The sequence below is a fragment of the Salinicola halimionae genome (assembly GCF_003206065.1).
GTDB lineage: Bacteria > Pseudomonadota > Gammaproteobacteria > Pseudomonadales > Halomonadaceae > Salinicola > Salinicola halimionae.
In genome coordinates this window covers 490,225-508,931 of sequence record NZ_PZJQ01000002.1, presented here as the reverse complement: position 1 = coordinate 508,931, position 18,707 = coordinate 490,225, and the positions used below count along the sequence as shown (strand labels likewise).

Annotated in this window: 19 protein-coding genes and 2 pseudogenes; 5 read left to right on the top strand and 16 right to left on the bottom strand. The window is 61.8% G+C overall.

The genetic code is table 11. The features are described 5' to 3' along the window. From DOM27_RS02890 to hemE, 5 genes are all read right to left on the bottom strand, one after another. Positions 1 to 1,191 carry an amino acid ABC transporter permease gene (locus DOM27_RS02890; RefSeq protein ID WP_110654537.1) on the bottom strand — a complete coding sequence of 397 codons (1,191 nt, stop codon included), beginning with the start codon at positions 1,189 to 1,191 and terminating at the stop codon, positions 1 to 3. An 85-nt stretch (positions 1,192 to 1,276) separates the two neighbouring features. Further along, positions 1,277 to 2,305 carry an amino acid ABC transporter substrate-binding protein gene (locus tag DOM27_RS02885; protein ID WP_110654536.1) on the bottom strand — a complete coding sequence of 343 codons (1,029 nt, stop codon included), beginning with the start codon at positions 2,303 to 2,305 and terminating at the stop codon, positions 1,277 to 1,279. A 318-nt stretch (positions 2,306 to 2,623) separates the two neighbouring features. Further along, positions 2,624 to 2,971 carry a VanZ family protein gene (locus tag DOM27_RS02880; protein WP_245392562.1) on the bottom strand — a complete coding sequence of 116 codons (348 nt, stop codon included), beginning with the start codon at positions 2,969 to 2,971 and terminating at the stop codon, positions 2,624 to 2,626. Positions 2,972 to 3,050: 79 nt separating this feature from the next. Further along, positions 3,051 to 3,575, bottom strand: a complete 525-nt coding sequence (locus tag DOM27_RS02875) for a thiol-disulfide oxidoreductase DCC family protein (RefSeq protein WP_157956702.1) — start codon at positions 3,573 to 3,575, stop codon at positions 3,051 to 3,053. Further along, entirely contained in the window at positions 3,547 to 4,635 is a 1,089-nt protein-coding gene (gene hemE / locus DOM27_RS02870) for a uroporphyrinogen decarboxylase (protein ID WP_110654534.1), read from the bottom strand. Before hemE ends, DOM27_RS02875 begins: the two co-directional genes overlap by 29 nt. Before the next feature lie 145 nt (positions 4,636 to 4,780). On the opposite strand from hemE, the gene ribA reads away from it, so the two are divergent. From ribA to DOM27_RS02855, 3 genes are all read left to right on the top strand, one after another. After that, positions 4,781 to 5,416: a GTP cyclohydrolase II gene (gene ribA, locus DOM27_RS02865; protein WP_110654915.1), complete on the top strand. Its 636-nt coding sequence runs from the start codon at positions 4,781 to 4,783 to the stop codon at positions 5,414 to 5,416. A gap of 189 nt (positions 5,417 to 5,605) precedes the next feature. After that, on the top strand, positions 5,606 to 6,340 hold the full coding sequence (gene trhA, locus DOM27_RS02860; protein WP_110654533.1) for a PAQR family membrane homeostasis protein TrhA: 735 nt from the start codon (positions 5,606 to 5,608) through the stop codon (positions 6,338 to 6,340). 184 nt (positions 6,341 to 6,524) lie between these two features. After that, on the top strand, positions 6,525 to 8,384 hold the full coding sequence (locus DOM27_RS02855; RefSeq protein WP_110654532.1) for an ABC transporter ATP-binding protein: 1,860 nt from the start codon (positions 6,525 to 6,527) through the stop codon (positions 8,382 to 8,384). A gap of 2 nt (positions 8,385 to 8,386) precedes the next feature. On the opposite strand, the gene DOM27_RS02850 is transcribed toward DOM27_RS02855, so the two are convergent. The 3 genes from DOM27_RS02850 to DOM27_RS02840 all read right to left on the bottom strand — a co-directional run bounded on the left by DOM27_RS02850 (position 8,387) and on the right by DOM27_RS02840 (position 9,701). Next, positions 8,387 to 8,911 carry a DUF421 domain-containing protein gene (locus DOM27_RS02850; protein ID WP_110654531.1) on the bottom strand — a complete coding sequence of 175 codons (525 nt, stop codon included), beginning with the start codon at positions 8,909 to 8,911 and terminating at the stop codon, positions 8,387 to 8,389. A gap of 125 nt (positions 8,912 to 9,036) precedes the next feature. Then, entirely contained in the window at positions 9,037 to 9,366 is a 330-nt protein-coding gene (locus DOM27_RS02845; protein ID WP_110654530.1) for a DMT family transporter, read from the bottom strand. Beyond that, complete coding sequence (locus tag DOM27_RS02840) at positions 9,366 to 9,701, bottom strand: DMT family transporter (RefSeq protein ID WP_245392561.1); 336 nt, start codon at positions 9,699 to 9,701, stop codon at positions 9,366 to 9,368. The genes DOM27_RS02845 and DOM27_RS02840 overlap by 1 nt, the downstream gene beginning before the upstream one ends. A 105-nt stretch (positions 9,702 to 9,806) precedes the next feature. Here DOM27_RS02840 and DOM27_RS02835 point away from each other — a divergent pair, with 105 nt between their 5' ends. Beyond that, the gene (locus DOM27_RS02835; protein ID WP_157956701.1) at positions 9,807 to 10,391 is read left to right on the top strand and encodes a TetR/AcrR family transcriptional regulator; all 585 of its coding nucleotides are present in this window, start codon (positions 9,807 to 9,809) and stop codon (positions 10,389 to 10,391) included. 8 nt (positions 10,392 to 10,399) lie between these two features. On the opposite strand, the gene DOM27_RS02830 is transcribed toward DOM27_RS02835, so the two are convergent. The 5 genes from DOM27_RS02830 to DOM27_RS02810 all read right to left on the bottom strand — a co-directional run bounded on the left by DOM27_RS02830 (position 10,400) and on the right by DOM27_RS02810 (position 15,217). After that, positions 10,400 to 10,990, bottom strand: coding sequence for a methyltransferase domain-containing protein (locus DOM27_RS02830; protein ID WP_110654528.1), 591 nt, complete (start codon positions 10,988 to 10,990; stop codon positions 10,400 to 10,402). 260 nt (positions 10,991 to 11,250) lie between these two features. Further along, entirely contained in the window at positions 11,251 to 12,024 is a 774-nt protein-coding gene (gene djlA, locus DOM27_RS02825) for a co-chaperone DjlA (RefSeq protein WP_110654527.1), read from the bottom strand. A gap of 10 nt (positions 12,025 to 12,034) precedes the next feature. Further along, positions 12,035 to 14,029: a 1-deoxy-D-xylulose-5-phosphate synthase gene (locus tag DOM27_RS02820; RefSeq protein WP_188113683.1), complete on the bottom strand. Its 1,995-nt coding sequence runs from the start codon at positions 14,027 to 14,029 to the stop codon at positions 12,035 to 12,037. A gap of 17 nt (positions 14,030 to 14,046) precedes the next feature. Further along, the gene (locus tag DOM27_RS02815) at positions 14,047 to 14,937 is read right to left on the bottom strand and encodes a farnesyl diphosphate synthase (RefSeq protein WP_110654525.1); all 891 of its coding nucleotides are present in this window, start codon (positions 14,935 to 14,937) and stop codon (positions 14,047 to 14,049) included. Next, the gene (locus DOM27_RS02810) at positions 14,927 to 15,217 is read right to left on the bottom strand and encodes an exodeoxyribonuclease VII small subunit (protein WP_110654913.1); all 291 of its coding nucleotides are present in this window, start codon (positions 15,215 to 15,217) and stop codon (positions 14,927 to 14,929) included. Before DOM27_RS02810 ends, DOM27_RS02815 begins: the two co-directional genes overlap by 11 nt. 412 nt (positions 15,218 to 15,629) lie before the next feature. Here DOM27_RS02810 and serA point away from each other — a divergent pair, with 412 nt between their 5' ends. Further along, on the top strand, positions 15,630 to 16,880 hold the full coding sequence (serA, locus tag DOM27_RS02805; RefSeq protein WP_110654524.1) for a phosphoglycerate dehydrogenase: 1,251 nt from the start codon (positions 15,630 to 15,632) through the stop codon (positions 16,878 to 16,880). 149 nt (positions 16,881 to 17,029) lie between these two features. On the opposite strand, the pseudogene DOM27_RS02800 reads toward serA, so the two are convergent. From DOM27_RS02800 to DOM27_RS02790, 3 genes and pseudogenes are all read right to left on the bottom strand, one after another. Next, a pseudogene (locus DOM27_RS02800) lies at positions 17,030 to 17,792 on the bottom strand (electron transfer flavoprotein subunit alpha/FixB family protein); the annotation flags it as partial. Beyond that, positions 17,783 to 18,007: pseudogene (locus DOM27_RS18065) on the bottom strand (electron transfer flavoprotein subunit beta/FixA family protein); the annotation flags it as partial. The pseudogenes DOM27_RS02800 and DOM27_RS18065, both read right to left, overlap by 10 nt. Positions 18,008 to 18,021: 14 nt before the next feature. Beyond that, the gene (locus tag DOM27_RS02790; protein WP_342588599.1) at positions 18,022 to 18,672 is read right to left on the bottom strand and encodes a sodium:solute symporter family transporter; all 651 of its coding nucleotides are present in this window, start codon (positions 18,670 to 18,672) and stop codon (positions 18,022 to 18,024) included. Positions 18,673 to 18,707: the final 35 nt, after the last annotated feature.

Sequence of the window (18,707 nt, the reverse complement as noted above, 5' to 3'; positions counted from 1 at the left end):
TCAACGCTCCTTCAGCAGTGTGCGCGCGTTATAGAGATTCATCAGAAACGATACCGTCAGGCTGATGACCAGATAGACCGCCATGGTCATGGCGATGATCTCGATCGCCTGTCCCGTCTGGTTCAGCGTGGTACCGGCAAATACGGCGACCAGGTCCGGGTAACCGATAGCCGTGGCCAGCGATGAATTCTTGATCAGATTGAGATACTGACTGGTCATCTGCGGAATGATGACGCGCATCGCCTGCGGGATGACGATCTTGCGCAGGGTGATGGCCTCCGGCAGGCTCAGCGAGCGCGCCGCTTCGGTCTGACCGTGAGAGACCGACAGAATGCCCGATCGCACGATCTCGGCGATGAAAGCCGCCGTGTAGATCGACAGCGCCAGCCACAGCGCCAGCAGCTCCGGCAGGATATTGATGCCACCGCGGAAGTTGAAACCGGTCATTTTCGGCATGACCCATTCGAGCGGCGACCCCGTGACGAGGAACACGATCAGCGGCACGCCGATGACGAGGCACGCGCCGATCCAGTAGACAGGCAGCGCTTGGCCGGTGCTAGCCTGACGCCGTTTGGCGAACAGCCCGAACAGGATCGCGCCAACGACAGCGAGCAACAGCGCCCACGGCGTCGCGGAGAAGCCATCCAGCGGCTGCGGGTCGGGCATCACCATCCCCCGCACATTGAAAAAGAAGGCATCGAAAAGCGACAGGCTCTGTCGCGGCGATGGCAACGCCCGCAGCACGGCGTAATACCAGAACAGGATCTGGACCAGCAGCGGGATATTACGGAAGGTCTCGACGTAGATCGTCGCCAGGCGAGCCAACAGCCAGTTGGGCGACAGCCGCGCGATACCGACCATGAAACCGATGATCGTGGCCGCCACGATACCCAACGCCGACACCAGCAGCGTATTGAGCAGCCCGATGACGAATGTCTTGCCGTAGGTGCTGTCGCTGGTGTACTCGACCAGCGTTTGCGGGATCGCGAAACCCGCCCGCCCTTCGAGAAAGCCGAACCCGGTGTGAATACCGCGGGCTTCGAGATTGAGCAGCGTGTTGTGAACCAGGTAACCGACGACGATTGCCAGCACCAAGAACAGCACGGCCTGGATGATCAGGGCGCGGACGGCGGGATTTCGCCACAAGGGGCCCCGCCCCCGTCGCGGTAGGGTAGTGGATGGACGCAGCATGAGTTGTCTCTACTCGAGCGTTGAGAGGCACCGCGCCCCGGCGCTCAGACCGAAGGGACGCGGTGTCGAGAGGACGGTTTAACGCTTAGCGAACCGGCGGGGCATACTGAATGCCGCCTTCGGTCCATAGCGCGTTGATACCGCGCTCGAGTTCCATCGGGGAGTCCATGCCGACGGTACGCTCGAAGACTTCACCATAGTTGCCCACCATCTTGACGACGTTGTAGGCCCAGTCATTGCTGATACCCATCTGTTCGCCGAAGGCGCCATCTTTACCCAGCAGGCGTGCCACGTCCGGGTTCGGCGGGTTGTCGCGCATCTCGTCGACATTATCGCTGGTCACGCCCAGCTCTTCGGCGTCGAGCATGGCGAACAGCGTCCATTTGACGATGTTGAACCACTGATCGTCGCCCTGGCGCACTACCGGCCCCAATGGCTCCTTGGAAATACGCTCCGGCAGGATCTCGACGCCTTTGGGATCGGCCAACTGCAGGCGCAGGGCTGCCAACTGCGAGGAGTCGGAAGTCAGCACGTCACACCGGCCGCTGTCGAAACCTTGCGCCGACTGATCGGACGTGTCGAACGCGACCTGCTGGAACTGCATGTCGTGAGACTTGAAGTAGTCGGCCAGGTTGAGCTCGGTGGTGGTGCCAGATTGCACGCAGACCGATGCACCGCCGAGTTCGGTGGCACTCTTGACCCCAAGGTCCTTGCGGACCAGGAAGCCCTGACCGTCGTAGAAGTTGACGCCGGCGAAGTTCAGACCCAGCGAGTTGTCGCGAGTGGCAGTCCAGGTGGTGTTGCGCGACAGTACATCGACTTCACCGGACTGCAGCGCGGTGAAACGCTCCTTGGCGGTCAGCGGCGAGAAGACGACCTTTTCCGGATCGCCTAGAACGGCGGCGGCAACGGCACGGCAGACTTCGACGTCGATCCCGGTCCACTTGCCGTTCTCATCGGGTGACGAGAAGCCGGTCAGCCCTGTGCTGACGCCGCAGGTAAACTCGCCGCTGCTTTTGACATCATCCAGCGTGGCTGCCTGAACGTGAGTGACGGCAGCCGCGGCTAGCATGGCGGCTGGCAGTACGATCAGGCTTTTATTCTTGTGGCGCATATGGAATCAACTCCCTCGCGTTATCATTTTGAGTGCATGTCGAGACATGCCCAGATGAAATTAGCAAAGTTCGTTCCACTTTCGCGCTCCAAGCCGTAAAACCCTGTTTCAACGCTACTCTAGCGTTGTGAATCGCCATACCCGCAACGTCTCTTCGCGATCCGACTCGCCAAAAAAAGAACAATTTGTTTCAAAACAGTGCTTAAAAGAAACAAAGGCACCAAAATGGTGCGCAAAGCCCACGCCCGGCGTCACGATGCCTCCGGGCGGCGATAGAACGATCTCTTCGACTATTGTTGGATCGCTAACGTGAGGTCGCTAACGCTGCCGATATACGATTCCAATCAATGACAGCCCCAGCAGACCCGTGCTCGCGCCAATCGAATTGGCGAGAATATCGCCCCAGTCGCCGCCATGACGTCCCGGCGCCCAGAGCTGCAAGTACTCGATAGCGACACTAAAAGCGATCGCCACGATCCATGCGATTCGCCAGCGGCTTCCGCTTAGGCGTAGCCCCACCGCCAGACCGGCGTAAGCAATGAAGTGATTGAACTTGTCCCACGGCAGGTGTTGCGGCAAGTCGGAGGCCGGGCTCAAGCTGCCCCAGGCGATACCCGCAACCCAGATCAGCGTCGCCAGGGCGCACCCTTTTTGCCACAGGCTCATGCGCATCCTCGTCGGCTCCCGGTCGCTGTCTTGCTCGATGATCGGATCGATATCTTGATCACAGTGCTGCAACTCGTGATCAACTTTCGTCGCCGAGTTCGGGCGGCAGCCCGCAGCGCCGGCAGAGTTCGGACGTCAGCGACTCGAGCCAGCGCTCATGGTCTTCGAGTCGCTCGCCACCGGCGAATGCCAGTCGGTGGCGGTGATCGCCAACGAACCGATAGCCACTCTCACGCAAGGGCCGCGGCACCTTACGCAGCGCGCTGATATGCCGCCATGATCCTTCCAGCCGAGTGGCGAGGCGCCAGGCGGCATCGCTATTGCGGCTAAGCTCGCCCCCGGCAATGAACCAGATGCTATCGGTACCCGCGAAGTCGAGCCCGAAGTGCTCGCCGAGTCGGCGAGACACCGGGCTCTTCAGCCCAGCGATGCGCAGCTGGCTGTCGCGGCGCTCGTGCCCCAACAACCAGCGCACCGAATGCCGGCAGAACGGACAGTCGGCGTCGAACAGCAGCAGGCCATCGCCGAATCCTTTGCTGACTGGCTCTCTGCCGCCGGGTTCGTTACCAATAGATTCACTGGTGATAGGCGGGGCTGAGTTCATGCAGCGCATCCATGAACGCGGTGACGTGATCGGGATCGGTAAACTGGCTGATGCCGTGCCCCAGGTTGAACACATGGCCCTCGCCCGGCCCGAAGCTCTCGAGGATTCGCGCCACTTCCTCGCGAATTCGCGACGGCGGTGCAAACAGCACGTTGGGATCGAGATTGCCCTGCAGCGCGACTTGGCCGCCGACACGGCGCCGGGCGTCAGACAACTCGGTGGTCCAGTCCAGTCCCACGGCATCGCAACCGCTGTCGGCGATCGACTCGAGCCATTGCCCGCCGTTCTTGGTGAACAGGATCACCGGCACACGGCGGCCGCCATGTTCTCGGATCAGACCGCTGACGATGCGCTGCATGTAGGCCAGCGAGAACTCGCGATAGGCCGGCGTCGACAGCGCACCACCCCAGGTATCGAAGATCTGCACGACCTGAGCACCGGCGCGGATCTGGGCGTTGAGATAGTCTGTGACCGCGGTCGCCAGGATGCCCAGCAGGGCGTGCAGGGTTTGCGGATCGCCGTAGAGCATTGCCTTGAGATGGCGAAAATCCTTGCTCGAGCCACCTTCGACCATATAGGTCGCCAGCGTCCACGGGCTGCCCGAGAAACCGATCAGCGGCACGCGACCGTCGAGTTCGCGGCGGATCGTGCTGACGGCGTTCATCACGTAACCAAGGTCGCGCTCGGCATCGGGTGCGGTCAGCGCGGCCACATCGGCGGCGGTGCGTACCGTCTTGCGAAACTTGGGACCTTCGCCGGTCTCGAAGTAGAGCCCGAGTCCCATGGCATCCGGAATGGTCAGAATATCCGAGAACAGAATCGCCGCGTCCAGCGGATAACGATCGAGCGGCTGCATGGTCACTTCACAGGCCAGTTCGGCATTGCGGCAGAGATCCATGAAACTACCGGCGTGGGCTCGGGTCTGACGATACTCCGGCAGATAACGGCCGGCCTGTCGCATCATCCAGACCGGCGTGCGGTCGACCGGTTGGCGAGCCAGTGCCCGTAGCAGGCGATCGTTGTGCAGCGCCTGCGGCTGGGTATCCTTGGAGAAAGTCATGACAGCCTTTGCGTTCGAGATTTGCTCTCATTGTAACGGATCGACCGGCAGGCCTGTTATAATGCCGGCCCTTTAATTGTCGGCGCTCTCGGTCGAGCCTTTGACGTTCGAGCATCCGAATGCCCCCTCATATCGCGAGGTCATCGTGACGATCCGCTTCATTGCCGCATCGCAACTACCCACGCCCTGGGCGACGTTCATGCTGCACGGCTTCCAGGAAGAAGCGACCGGCAAGGAACACGTCGTGCTGACGCTTGGCGATGTCACCACGCCAGAGCCGGTTCTCGCCCGGGTGCATTCGGAATGCCTGACCGGCGACGCACTGTTCTCGATGCGCTGCGACTGTGGTTATCAACTTCAGGAGGCGCTCAAGCGGATCGCCGACGAAGGCCGCGGTGCCCTGCTGTATCTGCGCCAGGAAGGCCGCGGTATCGGCCTGCTAAACAAGATCCGCGCCTACGCGCTGCAGGACGACGGCGCCGATACCGTGGAAGCCAACGAGCGTCTGGGGTTCGGCGCCGATCAGCGCCGTTACGATATCTGCGTGCCGATGCTCGAACACCTGGGCATCCAGTCATTGCGCTTGATGACCAACAACCCGCGCAAGGTCGAAGCGCTGACGGGCGATGGCGTGGAAATCCACGAGCGCTTGCCGATCACCACCGGCCGCAACCCGTTCAACGAGCATTACCTGACCACCAAGGTCGGCAAGCTCAACCACATGATGGATCTGGACGATTTCACCCCCGCCAGCGATGTGGACATCGAACGCGACGCCTGATTTTCCTCCTCTCTCGCATGCCCAGGCTTTTGCCGATGTCACATCGGCGTCATCATGCAAGGAGAACCTGAACGCTGGCCATGTCGTCCAGTCACGTCAGATAGCTTTTGAATCCTGAGTCTTGATCGCCGCCGACTTGTGCATACCAACCGATGCATACCAACGTGAGCGCCGAGGGGTTTCGAAACCATGTCACGCTTTCCATCAAACCAACCTACCTCTCCATCAAACCAATCGACCTCGCCGGAAGCCGCTCGAGCCACCGCAAGCGAACCGGAAGCCGAGTTCTCGCGGCTCGAAGAGTGGCTGCACAGCATCAGCCACGGCATCGGCGCGGCGCTGAGTCTCGTCGGCATGATCGTGCTGATCGTACTGGCCAGCATCGCCGCTCACGTCGATCCCTGGAAGATCGTCAGCGTTTCGCTCTACGGCAGTTGCCTGTTGCTGCTGTATACCGCATCGACGCTCTACCACGGCTTTCGTAGCCAACGCCTGAAGCGCCTGTTCCAGACGTTCGATCACTGCGCGATCTATCTGCTGATCGCCGGCACCTACACGCCGTTTCTGCTGGTCAACCTGCGCGGCCCGACCGGCTGGGCCCTGTTCGCTGTCATCTGGAGTCTGGCGCTCGGCGGCATCGCCCTGCGGCTGGCGTGGCCGCATCGATTCAGCGTACTGCGGGTGTTCATCTATCTGATCATGGGCTGGCTGATCGTGATCGCCTCCGGCGACCTGGCTGATCGTCTCTCCGATCGCGGCATCGCGCTGCTGGTCGCCGGCGGCATCACCTACACCGTCGGCGTGATCTTCTACGCCATCCGCGCGATTCCCTTCCATCACGCGATCTGGCATCTGTTCGTAATCGGCGGCAGCGTCTGTCATTTCCTGGCCATCTACACGGCCGTTCTGCCATTCAAGGCGTGACGACGATCTCGAGGCCGTAAGTTCGATCCGCGGATTGCCAAAGTTCCCACGAACACTATGATCGGTAACGACACTAGGCTCGGTAACGACACTGGGCTCGGTAACGAGCCTCAGGATCGTTACGACTGGCAGCGTCGTTCGATGAGCGGGCGCCAGTCCGTCGCTATTACTCTCAAGGATTGCCATGTTTCGCTGGTTCGAAAACCGTCTCGATCCCTTCCCGCCGCAGGAACCGCAGCGCCCGCCGGACACGTTGATCGCCTTCTGCCTGCACTACACCCGCGGCGCCTGGCCATACCTGATGGCGGCGACGGTGCTGATGGCGCTGATCGCCGGTATCGAAGTATGGATGTTCGGCTTCCTCGGCAACATCGTCGACTGGCTGGCGGGCCAGGATCGCGCAACGTTTCTCGCCAGTCAGGGTTGGAAACTGGCCGGCATGGCTTTCATCGTGCTGATCCTGCTGCCTAGTCTGGTCTGGTTGCACTCGCTGTTCAGTCAGCAGACGTTGATGGGCAACTTTCCCATGCGCATTCGCTGGATGGCCCATCGCTACCTGTTGCGGCAGTCGATGCACTTCTATCAGGATGAATTCGCCGGACGCATCGCGACCAAAGTGATGCAGACATCACTGGCCGTACGCGAATGCGTGATCAAGCTGTTCGACGTGCTCAACTACGTCAGCGTCTATTTTATCGGCACGTTGATTCTGGTGGGCAGCGCGGATTGGCGCCTGGCCGTCCCTCTGGTGGCATGGCTGGTGGGCTACGTCGTCCTGCTGCGCATCTTCGTGCCGATCATGGGGCGCGTCTCCAAGTCCCAGGCCGATGCTCGCTCACGCATGACCGGCAGCATCGTCGACAGCTACAGCAACATCCAGACCGTCAAGCTGTTCTCCCATGCCAAGCGCGAGGCCGCCTTCGCCAAGGAGAGCATGAGCGGCTTCCTGGTGACGGTCCACCGCCAGATGCGACTGGTGACGGGCCTGTACGGCCTGCTCTATCTGCTCAACGCGTTGCTGGTGTTCAGCGTCGGCTGGCTCTCGATTCAGCTATGGCTGAGCCAGGCGGTCAGCGTGGGCGCGGTGGCCGTCGCGCTGGGCCTGGTCATGCGGCTATGGGGCATGTCGCAGTGGATCATGTGGGAGGTATCGGCGCTATTCGAGAATATCGGCACGGTACAGGACGGCATGGCGACGCTTTCACTGCCGCGACGGATCGAGGACGAACCCGACGCCGAGCCGCTGGCCATCGGCCGCGGCGAAATCGCCTTCGACCGCATCCGCTTTCATTACGGCAAGGGCGGCGGCGTCATCGACGAGCTATCGCTGACGATCCGCCCCGGCGAGAAGATCGGTCTGATCGGGCCGTCAGGCGCGGGCAAGTCGACGCTGGTCAACCTGCTGCTTCGATTCTACGACCTGGAAGGCGGAGCGATTCGCATCGATGGCCAGGATATCGCCGATGTCACGCAGGAGAGTCTGCGCGCGCAGATCGGCATGGTGACCCAGGATACCTCGTTGTTGCATCGCTCGGTGCGCGACAATCTGCTTTACGGTCGCCCCGATGCCACGGATGAAATGGCCTGGCAGGCAGCGAAGCAGGCCCACGTGGCGGATTTCATCGAATCGCTACACGACGCTCAGGGCCATGAAGGTTTCGATGCCCACGTCGGCGAGCGCGGCGTCAAGCTCTCCGGCGGCCAGCGCCAGCGCCTGGCCATCGCTCGAGTGATGCTCAAGGATGCGCCAATCCTGATTCTTGACGAGGCGACCTCGGCGCTCGATTCCGACGTCGAGGCTGCGATCCAGGAGAACCTGGATCGGCTGATGGAGGGCAAGACGGTGATCGCCATCGCGCATCGCCTCTCCACCATCGCCGCCATGGATCGACTGGTGGTGATGGAGCGCGGCCGCATCGTCGAAGCGGGCAGCCACGCCGAACTGATTCGCCAAAACGGCCTCTATGCGCGGCTATGGCGACGCCAGTCCGGCGGTTTTCTGGAGGCCGAAGACGCGCTCCCTTCGGCCCACGAGACGAGCTGACGCTAGTCGTCAGGATGAGCCGATTTCGAGCGCGCCGGTAGCCCCGCGACACCGTACAGTGCCGAATCGCTGCTGCCGGCCTCCGGGATGACGCTGAAACTCCCGTCGGTTTCCAGCACCACGGCGTGTACGCTCTCGACATCGGCGATGCCGTTCTCCCGAATGGCGGCCATGACCTCGGCTTCGACCACACGCTCGCGGCGCAGGGTCTCGTGGCGATACTGACCGTCATAGAGCAACAATGTCGGCTGTGATTTGACCAGATTCTTGACCTCGCGTGAGCGCACCGAGGAAAAGGTGATGGCGAACTGCAACAGCACGATGATCAGGAACGCGGTGATACTTTGTCCCAGCGAGACCTGCGTCGACACCAGCGCCGTCGACAGCGTCGAACCCAGCGCGATGGTGACCACGAAATCGAAAGCGTTCCACTTCGACAGCGTGCGCTTGCCGGACAGCCGAATGATGGCGATCAAGACGAGATAGCTGATGATACCGACGATGACCGTGTGGACGATCGGGTGCATGCGGGACTCCAGGTCTGGCGATGGGCATGTCAGCGTAGGTGGCACTGGCCAATACGGCCAATGATCCTCGTTCATACAGCGACGCACGGCCCGACCGACTCGCTAACTTACCAGCCTCAATCTCGCTAACTCGCCAGTTTCAAGCCCACGACCGCCGCCACAATCATGCCAACGAAAGCCAGCCTCAGCGGACGTCGCGATTCGCCCCACAGCAGCATGCCCATCAGCGTACTGCCGAGCGTCCCGATACCGGTGAAGATAGCGTAGGCTACGCCCATATCGATCGAGCGCATGGCGATGGACAGCAACCCCAGCGAACTGCCAAAGCCGATGAGAAGCAGCGCCAGGCCCGGCAAGCGCTGGCCCCGATTGAGCCGGTCGAACCCGGCGACGCCGACGATCTCGAAACAGCCCGAAGCGAGCAGGGCCAGCCAGTGAAGTGTGGTGATATCCATCAGTCGCTCACCTGCTGCAGCCCGATCACGCCGGCCAGCAGCAGCGCGATGAACGCCAGCACCGGCCAGTGAAAGGCGACGCCAAAGAACAGCCAATCGGCAATGGCCGTACCCACGGCGCCCAGACCGACGAATACCGTATAAACAGTACTGGTCGGCATGGTGCGTACGGCAATGGACGCCAGCCACAGGCTGACGACCGCCAGCACCACGGTCATCGCCCAGGTCGGGGCCGAGTCGGCATGCTTGAGCCCGCTGGCCCAGCCGACCTCGGCCAGGCCGGCGAGCGGGAGAATCATCCATTGGGGGTGAATCATCCATTGGGGCTGAATCATGGCTTGACCGTCCGAGAAAAATGACCCTAACTAACGGTCGTTAGTTTACTCATCCCTATGGAACTCGGCAAGCTACGGCTCTCCAGACTCACCGGAAGACGACCTTTGAACACCCGTGACCGCCTCAAACAGATCGGCCTCTCGTTGTTCGCCCGCCACGGCTACGAAGGGACGACGCTAGCGCAGATCGCGACTGCCGCCGGCATCAAGAAGCCCTCGATCTACAATCATTTCGACAGCAAGGCAGCCCTGTTTCTGGAGCTGTCCCGCGACGCCGACAACGACATGATCGCCCTGATCGACGCCAGCCTGGCTGACATGGCCGACGCCTCGCTCGAGCATCGGCTGCGCCATCTGCTGCAACAGTGCGCCACGTTCGCCTACCGCGAGCATCAAGGCGTGTTCTACAAGCGCTTCCTGCTGTTCCCCCCGCAGGATCTCGTTGCCGAAACGGAGGCCATCACTGTCAAGGGCGAATCGCGGATCGATCGGCGCCTCATCGAGTTCGTGCAGGAGGGTCGCCGAATCGGCGCATTACGGTCGACCTTGGCCGACGACCACTTCATTGCCGCGTTCTATTGCGTCGTCGACGGCCTGCTCTCGGAGACGTTCATGTACGAAAAGCGCGAGCTGGAGCGCCGGTTCGAGGGCATCTGGTCGGTATTCTGGGTGGGCGTCAGAGAAAGCTGATAAGCACGCTACGGTTTGCGATAAGCCTGGTAGCAGTGCTGGTTGCGCTCGAGGGCGATCAGAGAATGGGTTTTCAGACCGGGGATATCGGCGATTTCCAGCCCATCGAGCGCTGCGATGGTATCCGGAGGGCAACCGTTGCGTGGCGGGATGTCATTCCAGCCCAACAGGAAAACCCCGCCGGGCTTGAGGCAGGCCGCCGCACCCGCGAAGGCAGCTTCCACCGCCTCCGGCTCATCGAGCCCCCAACCCAGCACGCCGTTGCAGATCACCGCGTCCAGGCTGTCCGACGCCACGTGCTCGGTCATATCGGTCATGTTGGCGACGATATGCGGATCACCGCCGAACGCCGCCTTGGCCGGATCGATCTCCATGGTCATGACGCGCTTGTGTGGCAGCAGCCGAGGATAATGCCGGGTATACCAGGCACACCCCACCAGCAGTAGATCCTGCACCGCAGGGTCCCGATTCAGCGCGGGCAGCACGATGTCCTCGAGCAGACGCCGATCACCATAGCGGTAACGCAATACCCAACCACTCTTGTCGATCGTGCCCAGCATTCGGGCGGCGGTGCGGTAGAGATCGGCCTTCGCTGGCATGCAGTCACGTCCCTGAAGCGGCAGTCTCCGCGAGCGAACCTCTATCTAAGCCTGTTAGCCGCCACGAAACAATAGCGACTTTCCTGCCGCGTTCGACCCTGGAAGACCGATTTCCACTCTGGAAGTCATCTTCAACGTTCCGCCTGTCGGTGCTGCTGCGCGATACGACAGGGCATCAACGACAGAAGCCGCCGGCGACAAGCGTCACCGGCGGCTTCCATTGCTACGGCGTCAACGGGCCGCAAGACCCGGGAGAGGGCTCAGCCTCGCTGCTCTCGCGTTTTCTTGATCAGATCGTAGGCGTTGCTGATCTCGCTGGTCCGCTCCTTGGCCATTTCTCGCATACTTTCGGGAAGCCCCTTGCCGGCCAGCTTATCGGGGTGGTTTTCGCTCATCAGCTTGCGATAGGCACGCTTGAGCTCGGCGTCCGTTGCCTCCTCGGAAAGCCCCAGCACGCGATAGGCATCTTCCAGCGACTGGCCGCTGCTCGCGCCGCCAGCGCCCTGATGGGCACCGCCGCGCAGCATGGCTTCGATCTGCTGGATTTCAGCCTCCGAGAAACCGAGCCCCCTCGCCACTCGCAACAGCATGTCGTGCTCGGCGGGATGCATCTCGCCGTCAGCGGCGATGGCTGCCAGTTGCACCTGCAGGAACACCTGCAGCAGGGCACGCTGGCTCCCGGCAACCTGGCGAATTTTGGCCACCTCGGCATCGAGATCGAACTCTGGCTCCTTGCCCCGATTGAACGCGGCTTTCGCGCGCTCACGCATCTCTCCGCTCAAATTGAGCCGATCGAACAGCATCTCCGCCGTGCGAATCTCATCCTGGGTGATGTGGCCATCGACCTTGCACACGCAGCCCATCACCGCGAAGGTGGACTCTAGGAATTGATGCTGAATATTGACGACGCGGCCCAACAGGGAGCTGCGCAGCTTGCGGCTGACCCACCAGCCGAGGGCGGCACCGATCAAGAGTCCCGGCAACTTGCCGAAGAGATAGCCGATAACGGCGCCGATCAGAATGGCAATTGACATGAAAATCCTATCAGTCGTTGTTCGTGTTGAGTCGGATGCGAATGGCTGCTTCGATGCCATCGGCATCCAGACCGCAATCGCGCAGTAGCTCGGCCGGTTTGCCGTGTTCGACGAAGGCGTCGGGAATACCCAGATTCAGCACCGGAACCAGAATCCCTTCGGCTGCCAACAGCTCGTTGACGCCGCTACCGGCGCCGCCGGCGACAACGTTCTCCTCGAGCGTGACCAGCAGGTCGTGATCCCGCGCCGCAGTCACAATCGCTTCGCGATCCAGCGGTTTCACCGAGCGCATGTTGAGATGCGTGGCATTCAGGCGTTCGGCAAGTTCGCCCGCCGGAGTATTCAGGCTGCCGAAGGCCAATAGTGCAATGCGCGTACCCTTTCCTGCAGTCGTTTCACGACGCAATTCGGCCTTGCCGAGCGGCACTCGCGCCTCGAGGGTCTGAGGGATCTCGCTACCCGGTCCGGTGCCGCGAGGATAGCGCACGGCCGCAGGGCCATCGTAATGGTAAGCGGTGGAGAGCATCGCCCGGCACTCGGCCTCGTCCGCTGGCGCCAGAATGACCATGCCCGGGACGCAACGCAGAAAGGACAGATCCAGCGCGCCATGGTGCGTCGGGCCATCTTCACCCACGAGCCCGGCACGATCGATGGCAAAGGTGACATCGAGATGCTGCACGGCGATATCGTGGATGAGCTGGTCATAACCACGCTGCAGAAAGGTCGAATAGATTGCCACCACCGGCTTCATCGCCTCGCAGGCCATGCCCGCCGCCAACGTCACCGCATGCTGCTCGGCGATCGCCACATCGTAGTAGCGCTCGGGATAGATCTGCGAGAAGCGGATCAGATCGGAGCCCTCGCGCATCGCCGGCGTAATCCCGATCAATCTGGGATCCTCGGCCGCCATGTCGCACAGCCAGTCGCCGAACACGTTGCAATATTTGCGCGGCGTTGGGCGCTGAATGTCTTCGGTGCGCGGCTTTGGGCGCAATAAATCTTCACTGCGCGGCTTCGAGCCCGATGAAGAGGCATCGTGCGGCTTCGGGCCCGAAGAATCGCGCGGCGTCTTCTCCAGTTTGGTGATCGCATGGAAGCCGATCGGATCGGCTTCCGCCGGCCGGAAGCCGCGACCTTTGCGAGTACGAACATGGAGGAACTGCGGGCCGTCGAGGTCACGCACCGCTTCCAGCGCCTGGTTGAGCGCGCCGAGATCATGACCATCGATCGGCCCGATGTAGTTGAATCCCATCTCCTCGAACAGCGTCGCCGGGCTGATCATGCCCTTGACGTGCTCCTCGGTGCGACGGGCGAATTCCAGCGCACCGGGCAGATGCGACAGCACTCGCTTGCCGTTTTCGCGCATGGCGGCATACGGCTTGCTGGTCAGAATGCGCGTCAGATAGCTGGCCATGCCGCCGACATTTTCCGAGATCGACATCTCGTTGTCATTGAGCACGACCAGCAGGTTCGCATTGACGTGGCCGGCGTGAGCCAGTGCCTCGAACGCCATTCCCGCCGTCAGCGCGCCGTCGCCTATCACGGCGCAAACGCGGCGTTTTTCGCCCTTGGTTCGGGCACTCAGGGCCATGCCCAGCGCCGCCGAGATCGAAGTGCTCGAATGGCCCACGCCAAACGTATCGAAGGGCGATTCCTGGCGCCGCGGAAACGCGGCCAACCCACCATACTGGCGAATGCTCGACAGCGCTTCTCGCCGACCGGTCAGAATCTTGTGGGGATAGGCTTGATGGCCGACGTCCCACACCACCCGGTCGTGGGGCGTCTCCAGCGCGCGATGCAGCGCCACGGTCAATTCGATGACGCCAAGGCCGGCGCCGAAATGGCCACCGCTGCAGCCCACGCTGTACAGCAGATAGGCCCGCAGCTCATCGGCCACCTGGCGCTGTTGCGTCAGCGACATGTCGCGCAATCCCTTGGGAGACTCGAGCGTGTCGAGCAGCGGCGTCAGCGGTCGCTGAGTGGGAATTTCGTCGAACAGCTTCATAGACATGTCAGTACCGGTCAGTGATCGCGATCGATCATGAATCTAGCCAGCGCCGCCAGTGGCTGGCTGGCCTCGCCCAGCGGCTCGAGTGAATCGAGCGCATCGTTGAGCAGATCGCGAGCGCGATTCTGCGCTTGTGCGACGCCAAGCAGAGCGGGATAGGTGGGTTTGTCGCGACGTGCGTCGGCGCCGGAAGTCTTGCCCAGCGTCTGGGTGTCTCCGGTGACGTCGAGCACGTCATCGTGAATCTGGAATGCCAGCCCCATGGCCGAGGCGTAACGATCCAGCGCAGCGACCCGCGGATCGGATTCGTCGACCGCGCCCAGGGCGCCGAGGCGTACCGCGGCCCGGATCAATGCGCCGGTCTTGTGCTGATGCATCGCCTGCAATGCCGCAAGATCCATCGGCGCGCCGACGGCGCCCAGGTCGATCGCCTGCCCGGCTGCCATGCCATCGCGGCCGGCCGCTCGAGCGAGCGTGGTCACCATCGCTCCCAACCGTGGGTGTGGCCGGGAAGCCAGCGCTTCGAACGCCAGCGTCTGTAGCGCATCGCCGGCCAGAATCGCCAGCGGCTCGTCGAACGCGCGATGCACCGTGGGTCGGCCGCGTCGCAGATCGTCATCATCCATCGCCGGCAGATCGTCGTGAACCAGCGAATAGGCATGAATCATCTCGATCGCTGCTGCCGGTGCGTCCAGGGCGTCATCATCGGCACCGAGCGCTCGCCCGGCAAGGTAGACAAGCACCGGGCGCAGCCGTTTGCCGGTACCCAGTACGCTGTAACTGATCGCATCGTCGAGGCTGACGCAGGTACCGCCCTGCCGATTGAGCCAGCCGGCCAGCACATGCTCGCTGCGCGCCCGCACGGCGTCGATTGCCCCCTCGACGCGAGGCGTCTCAACGCACATCGGGTGACTCCTGAGCATCGAATGGCACCGCCTGCAGCGTCTCATCTCCCTGTTCGAGCAGCGCCTGCACCTTGAGTTCGGCACTGTCGAGACGCTGCTGAGCATCGCGCGTCAACCGAATGCCGCGCTCGAAAGCGGTCAGCGATGCTTCCAGCGTCAACTCGCCGGATTCGAGTTGGGACACCAGCGTCTCGAGCTGATCCAGCGTCGCGGCAAAGTCCTGAGAAACGTCCTGAGAAACGTCCTGGGAAACGTCCTGGGAAACGTCCTTGTCAGCCATCTTGTCGGGCATGGGGCTCTCATGTCAGCGCTCGAAGACACCCATACGGGGCCGGAGCGTTCTTCGAGGCGCAAGCGTCAACATCGCCGCGCCGGCTCGGAAACAACTTTCAGTATACACCGCCGCCCCGGGGGGGCGTCTGCCCTTGGCGGTAAATCCGCGCCTACATGCGACCGTGGCGACCGCAGGAAGCACGTTCGCGCTGCACCAAACGCGCGAGGCGGATGCATTCGCCTCATGTTGAAGCCTCGTCATTTTCATCCCGCCCCGCAGTCCCTGTGTTAAGCTGTGCGCCCGCTGGCGCCGCTGTGGCGGAGATTCCTGCCCCAGTCCCGCCAGATCTTCCCCATGATTGCGACGCCGCTTTTATGCCACCGTCGCCACAAGCCGATGAAGAAGGGTTGATCCACCAATGGCCAAGACGTCTCTGGACAAGAGCAAGATCAAGATCCTCCTGCTCGAGGGCATTCACCAGTCCGCCGTGGATACACTGCTGAACGCGGGTTACACCAATATCGAGACGCTCTCCACGTCGCTGACCGAAGAAGATCTGATCGAAAAGATCCGCGACGTGCACTTCATCGGCATTCGCTCCCGAACCCAGCTCAACGAACGAGTCTTCGCCGCGGCCGAGAAGCTCACCGCCGTCGGCTGTTTCTGCATCGGCACCAACCAGGTCGACCTCGACGCTGCGCTCAAGCGTGCCATTCCGGTGTTCAACGCGCCCTACTCCAATACGCGCTCGGTCGCTGAACTGGTGCTGGCCGAAACGGTCATGCTACTGCGTGGCATTCCCGAAAAGAACGCCCGCGCGCACCAGGGCGGCTGGCTGAAATCCGCCAAGAACTCGCATGAAACTCGCGGCAAGACCCTGGGCATCGTCGGCTACGGCAGCATCGGCGCCCAGCTCTCGGTACTCGCCGAGTCTCTCGGCCTCGACGTGCTCTACTATGACGTCGTGACCAAGCTGGCGATGGGTAACGCGCGTCAGGTCGGCAGCCTTGGAGAACTGCTGGCCCGCGCCGACGTGGTCAGTCTGCATGTGCCGGACCTCCCCTCCACGCGCTGGATGATCGGTGCCGAGCAGATCGCGCTGATGAAACAGGGCGGTATTCTGATCAACGCCTCGCGCGGTTCGGTCGTCGACATCGAAGCGCTGGCCGAGTCGCTCAAGAGCGGCAAGCTGCTGGGTGCAGCGATCGACGTGTTCCCGGTCGAACCCAAGGGCGCCGACGAAGAGTTCACCTCGCCGCTACGCGGACTCGAGAACGTGATTCTGACCCCGCACATCGGCGGTTCGACCTTGGAAGCGCAGCAGAACATCGGGATCGAAGTCGCCGAAAAGCTGGTGACCTACTCCGACAACGGCACCACCATCACCTCGGTCAACTTCCCCGAAGTGGCGCTGCCGTCGCATCCGGACAAGCACCGCCTGTTGCATATCCACGAGAACGTGCCCGGTGTGCTGTTCGAGATCAACCGCGTGCTTTCCGAGAACGGCATCAACATCGCCGGCCAGTTCCTGCAGACCAACGACAAGGTCGGCTACGTTGTCATCGACGTCGACAAGGCCTACGGCAAGCAGGCCCTGGAAGCGCTCAAGCAGGTCGATCACACCCTGCGTCTGCGCGTGCTCTATTCCGAGAGCGACTACCAGGCTTGAGCCAGGCTGATCTGATCTGACGGCGCACGATACTGGATACGGATCGGACGAGCCCGCGTCACAAATGGCTTTGCGCCATCGAATCGCTCCACCCTCCGCGCCTTCATCGGGGCCGTCTCAACGGCCCCGTTCAATGATCAGCGACGCTCTCAATTTCGCAGTTCGCGTTCAAGCTCGGGCATGATCTCGAACAGATCGCCGACCACGCCGTAATCAGCAACCTGGAAAATAGGCGCCTCCTCATCACTGTTAATCGCCACAATGACGCGTGACCCTTTCATGCCGGCCAAATGCTGGATCGCACCACTGACACCGACTGCAATATACAGATCAGGGGCCACCACCTTGCCGGTCTGCCCGACCGGCTTATCGTTGTCGACGTAGCCCGCATCCACGGCGGCTCGCGAGGCGCCAATCGCCGCGCCCAGTTGGGTTGCCACGCCCTCAAGCAGCTTGAAATTTTCACCACTGCCCAGACCTCGGCCACCGGAAACGACCACTCGAGCACATCCCAGTTCAGGGCCATCCGAGGCTGCCTGCGTCTCGCTGAAGAAAGTCGATAGCTGATTCTCGACGACCGTTTCAACCGCCAGGATGGCGGCGCCACCTTGATTGATAACAGCGAGACTTTCACCGGTTGATACCGCCTCGAAAGCGCTGGTCCGAACGGTCGCAATTTTGAGCGGCGCACTGTTAATCACCGTGGCGATGGCGCCCCCGGCGTATCATAGGACGTTTGAACGTGTCCGCCGCTTCCACGGCAACGATATCGGAGAGCTGCGGAAAGCCCAGGAGAGCAGCGACTCTCGGTAGCACGTTCTTACCGGTTGTGGATGAACTGGCCAGCAGATGCGTGTAGTCGTCGATCTGCACCGTAATGAGCGTCGCCATCGGCTCAGCCAACTGGTGCGCAGTTGATCCTGTGCCGCCCTGGGGCCGCCCCCGACGGCCACGATCTCGGTGGCCACGCCCTTTTCTTTCAGGCGAATGGCCTCTTCCACCGCGATCCCGCAAAACGGATTCATGGCCATTTTGGTATGAGTCAGATCGACATCCGTATTATCCGCACGCACTCGCACCTGGACGTTGTAATCAATGACGCGTTTGACGCCGACGAGAACCTTCATGGGTGAGCCTCCTGTCACGGTTGGTGAAGCTCGGATCGCATCTCATCGAACTGACGCGAGACCGAAAGAGAGGGAGCAGCCGTGGCCAGAGAAACTGTCACGATGGCAAGCAGCGAAAGCACGAATCCAGGCACGATTTCGTAGAGATCAAAAAGATCACCCGACAGCCGAGACCAGACGATAACGGTCAAGCCACCGATGAGAATGCCGGCCAGGGCACCCCACTGATTCATGCGCTTCCAGTGAAGCGAGAGAATCAGCGTTGGACCGAAACAGGCACCGAAGCCGGCCCAGGCGTAAGAGACCAGCCCCAATACATTGGAATCCGGTGACAGCGCCACGACAGACACGCCAAGAACAGCTATGCGACCCACCAGCAGTAGCTCCCTCTGTGAAGCCTGTTTTCGGAATGTCGCCTTGTAGAGATCGTCGGCAATCGGTACGGCAACCAACGCCAGCAACATCATGATGCCCTGCAGCACATCGGTCCATGACACCGCCAGATAGCCACCGAAGAAGGTGTAGGAGATGATTGCCAGCACCCCGATGACAACCGCCAGCTCATAGTCCATGCCAAAAACGGTGGTAAGCAGCTTGCCGCCGGCGACCAGCCCGGAACTGGTATAGAAAAGATAGAAAACGATGATGAAAAGCGAGGCGACCACCTATGGCGGCGCGTTGCGAGAAGCTCAGCGCGTCC

Bases quoted from the DNA above. Each gene is read 5' to 3' on its own strand.
- serA (WP_110654524.1), top strand. From the start codon at position 15,630: ATGGCCAAGACGTCTCTGGACAAGAGCAAGATCAAGATCCTCCTGCTC.
- DOM27_RS02820 (WP_188113683.1), bottom strand. From the start codon at position 14,029: ATGAAGCTGTTCGACGAAATTCCCACTCAGCGACCGCTGACGCCGCTG.
- DOM27_RS02830 (WP_110654528.1), bottom strand. From the start codon at position 10,990: ATGCCAGCGAAGGCCGATCTCTACCGCACCGCCGCCCGAATGCTGGGC.
- DOM27_RS02880 (WP_245392562.1), bottom strand. From the start codon at position 2,971: ATGAGCCTGTGGCAAAAAGGGTGCGCCCTGGCGACGCTGATCTGGGTT.
- DOM27_RS02855 (WP_110654532.1), top strand. From the start codon at position 6,525: ATGTTTCGCTGGTTCGAAAACCGTCTCGATCCCTTCCCGCCGCAGGAA.
- DOM27_RS02875 (WP_157956702.1), bottom strand. From the start codon at position 3,575: ATGAACTCAGCCCCGCCTATCACCAGTGAATCTATTGGTAACGAACCC.
- hemE (WP_110654534.1), bottom strand. From the start codon at position 4,635: ATGACTTTCTCCAAGGATACCCAGCCGCAGGCGCTGCACAACGATCGC.
- DOM27_RS02815 (WP_110654525.1), bottom strand. From the start codon at position 14,937: ATGTGCGTTGAGACGCCTCGCGTCGAGGGGGCAATCGACGCCGTGCGG.
- trhA (WP_110654533.1), top strand. From the start codon at position 5,606: ATGTCACGCTTTCCATCAAACCAACCTACCTCTCCATCAAACCAATCG.
- DOM27_RS02850 (WP_110654531.1), bottom strand. From the start codon at position 8,911: ATGCACCCGATCGTCCACACGGTCATCGTCGGTATCATCAGCTATCTC.
- DOM27_RS02885 (WP_110654536.1), bottom strand. From the start codon at position 2,305: ATGCGCCACAAGAATAAAAGCCTGATCGTACTGCCAGCCGCCATGCTA.
- DOM27_RS02810 (WP_110654913.1), bottom strand. From the start codon at position 15,217: ATGGCTGACAAGGACGTTTCCCAGGACGTTTCCCAGGACGTTTCTCAG.
- DOM27_RS02840 (WP_245392561.1), bottom strand. From the start codon at position 9,701: ATGATTCAGCCCCAATGGATGATTCACCCCCAATGGATGATTCTCCCG.
- DOM27_RS02890 (WP_110654537.1), bottom strand. From the start codon at position 1,191: ATGCTGCGTCCATCCACTACCCTACCGCGACGGGGGCGGGGCCCCTTG.
- djlA (WP_110654527.1), bottom strand. From the start codon at position 12,024: ATGTCAATTGCCATTCTGATCGGCGCCGTTATCGGCTATCTCTTCGGC.
- DOM27_RS02845 (WP_110654530.1), bottom strand. From the start codon at position 9,366: ATGGATATCACCACACTTCACTGGCTGGCCCTGCTCGCTTCGGGCTGT.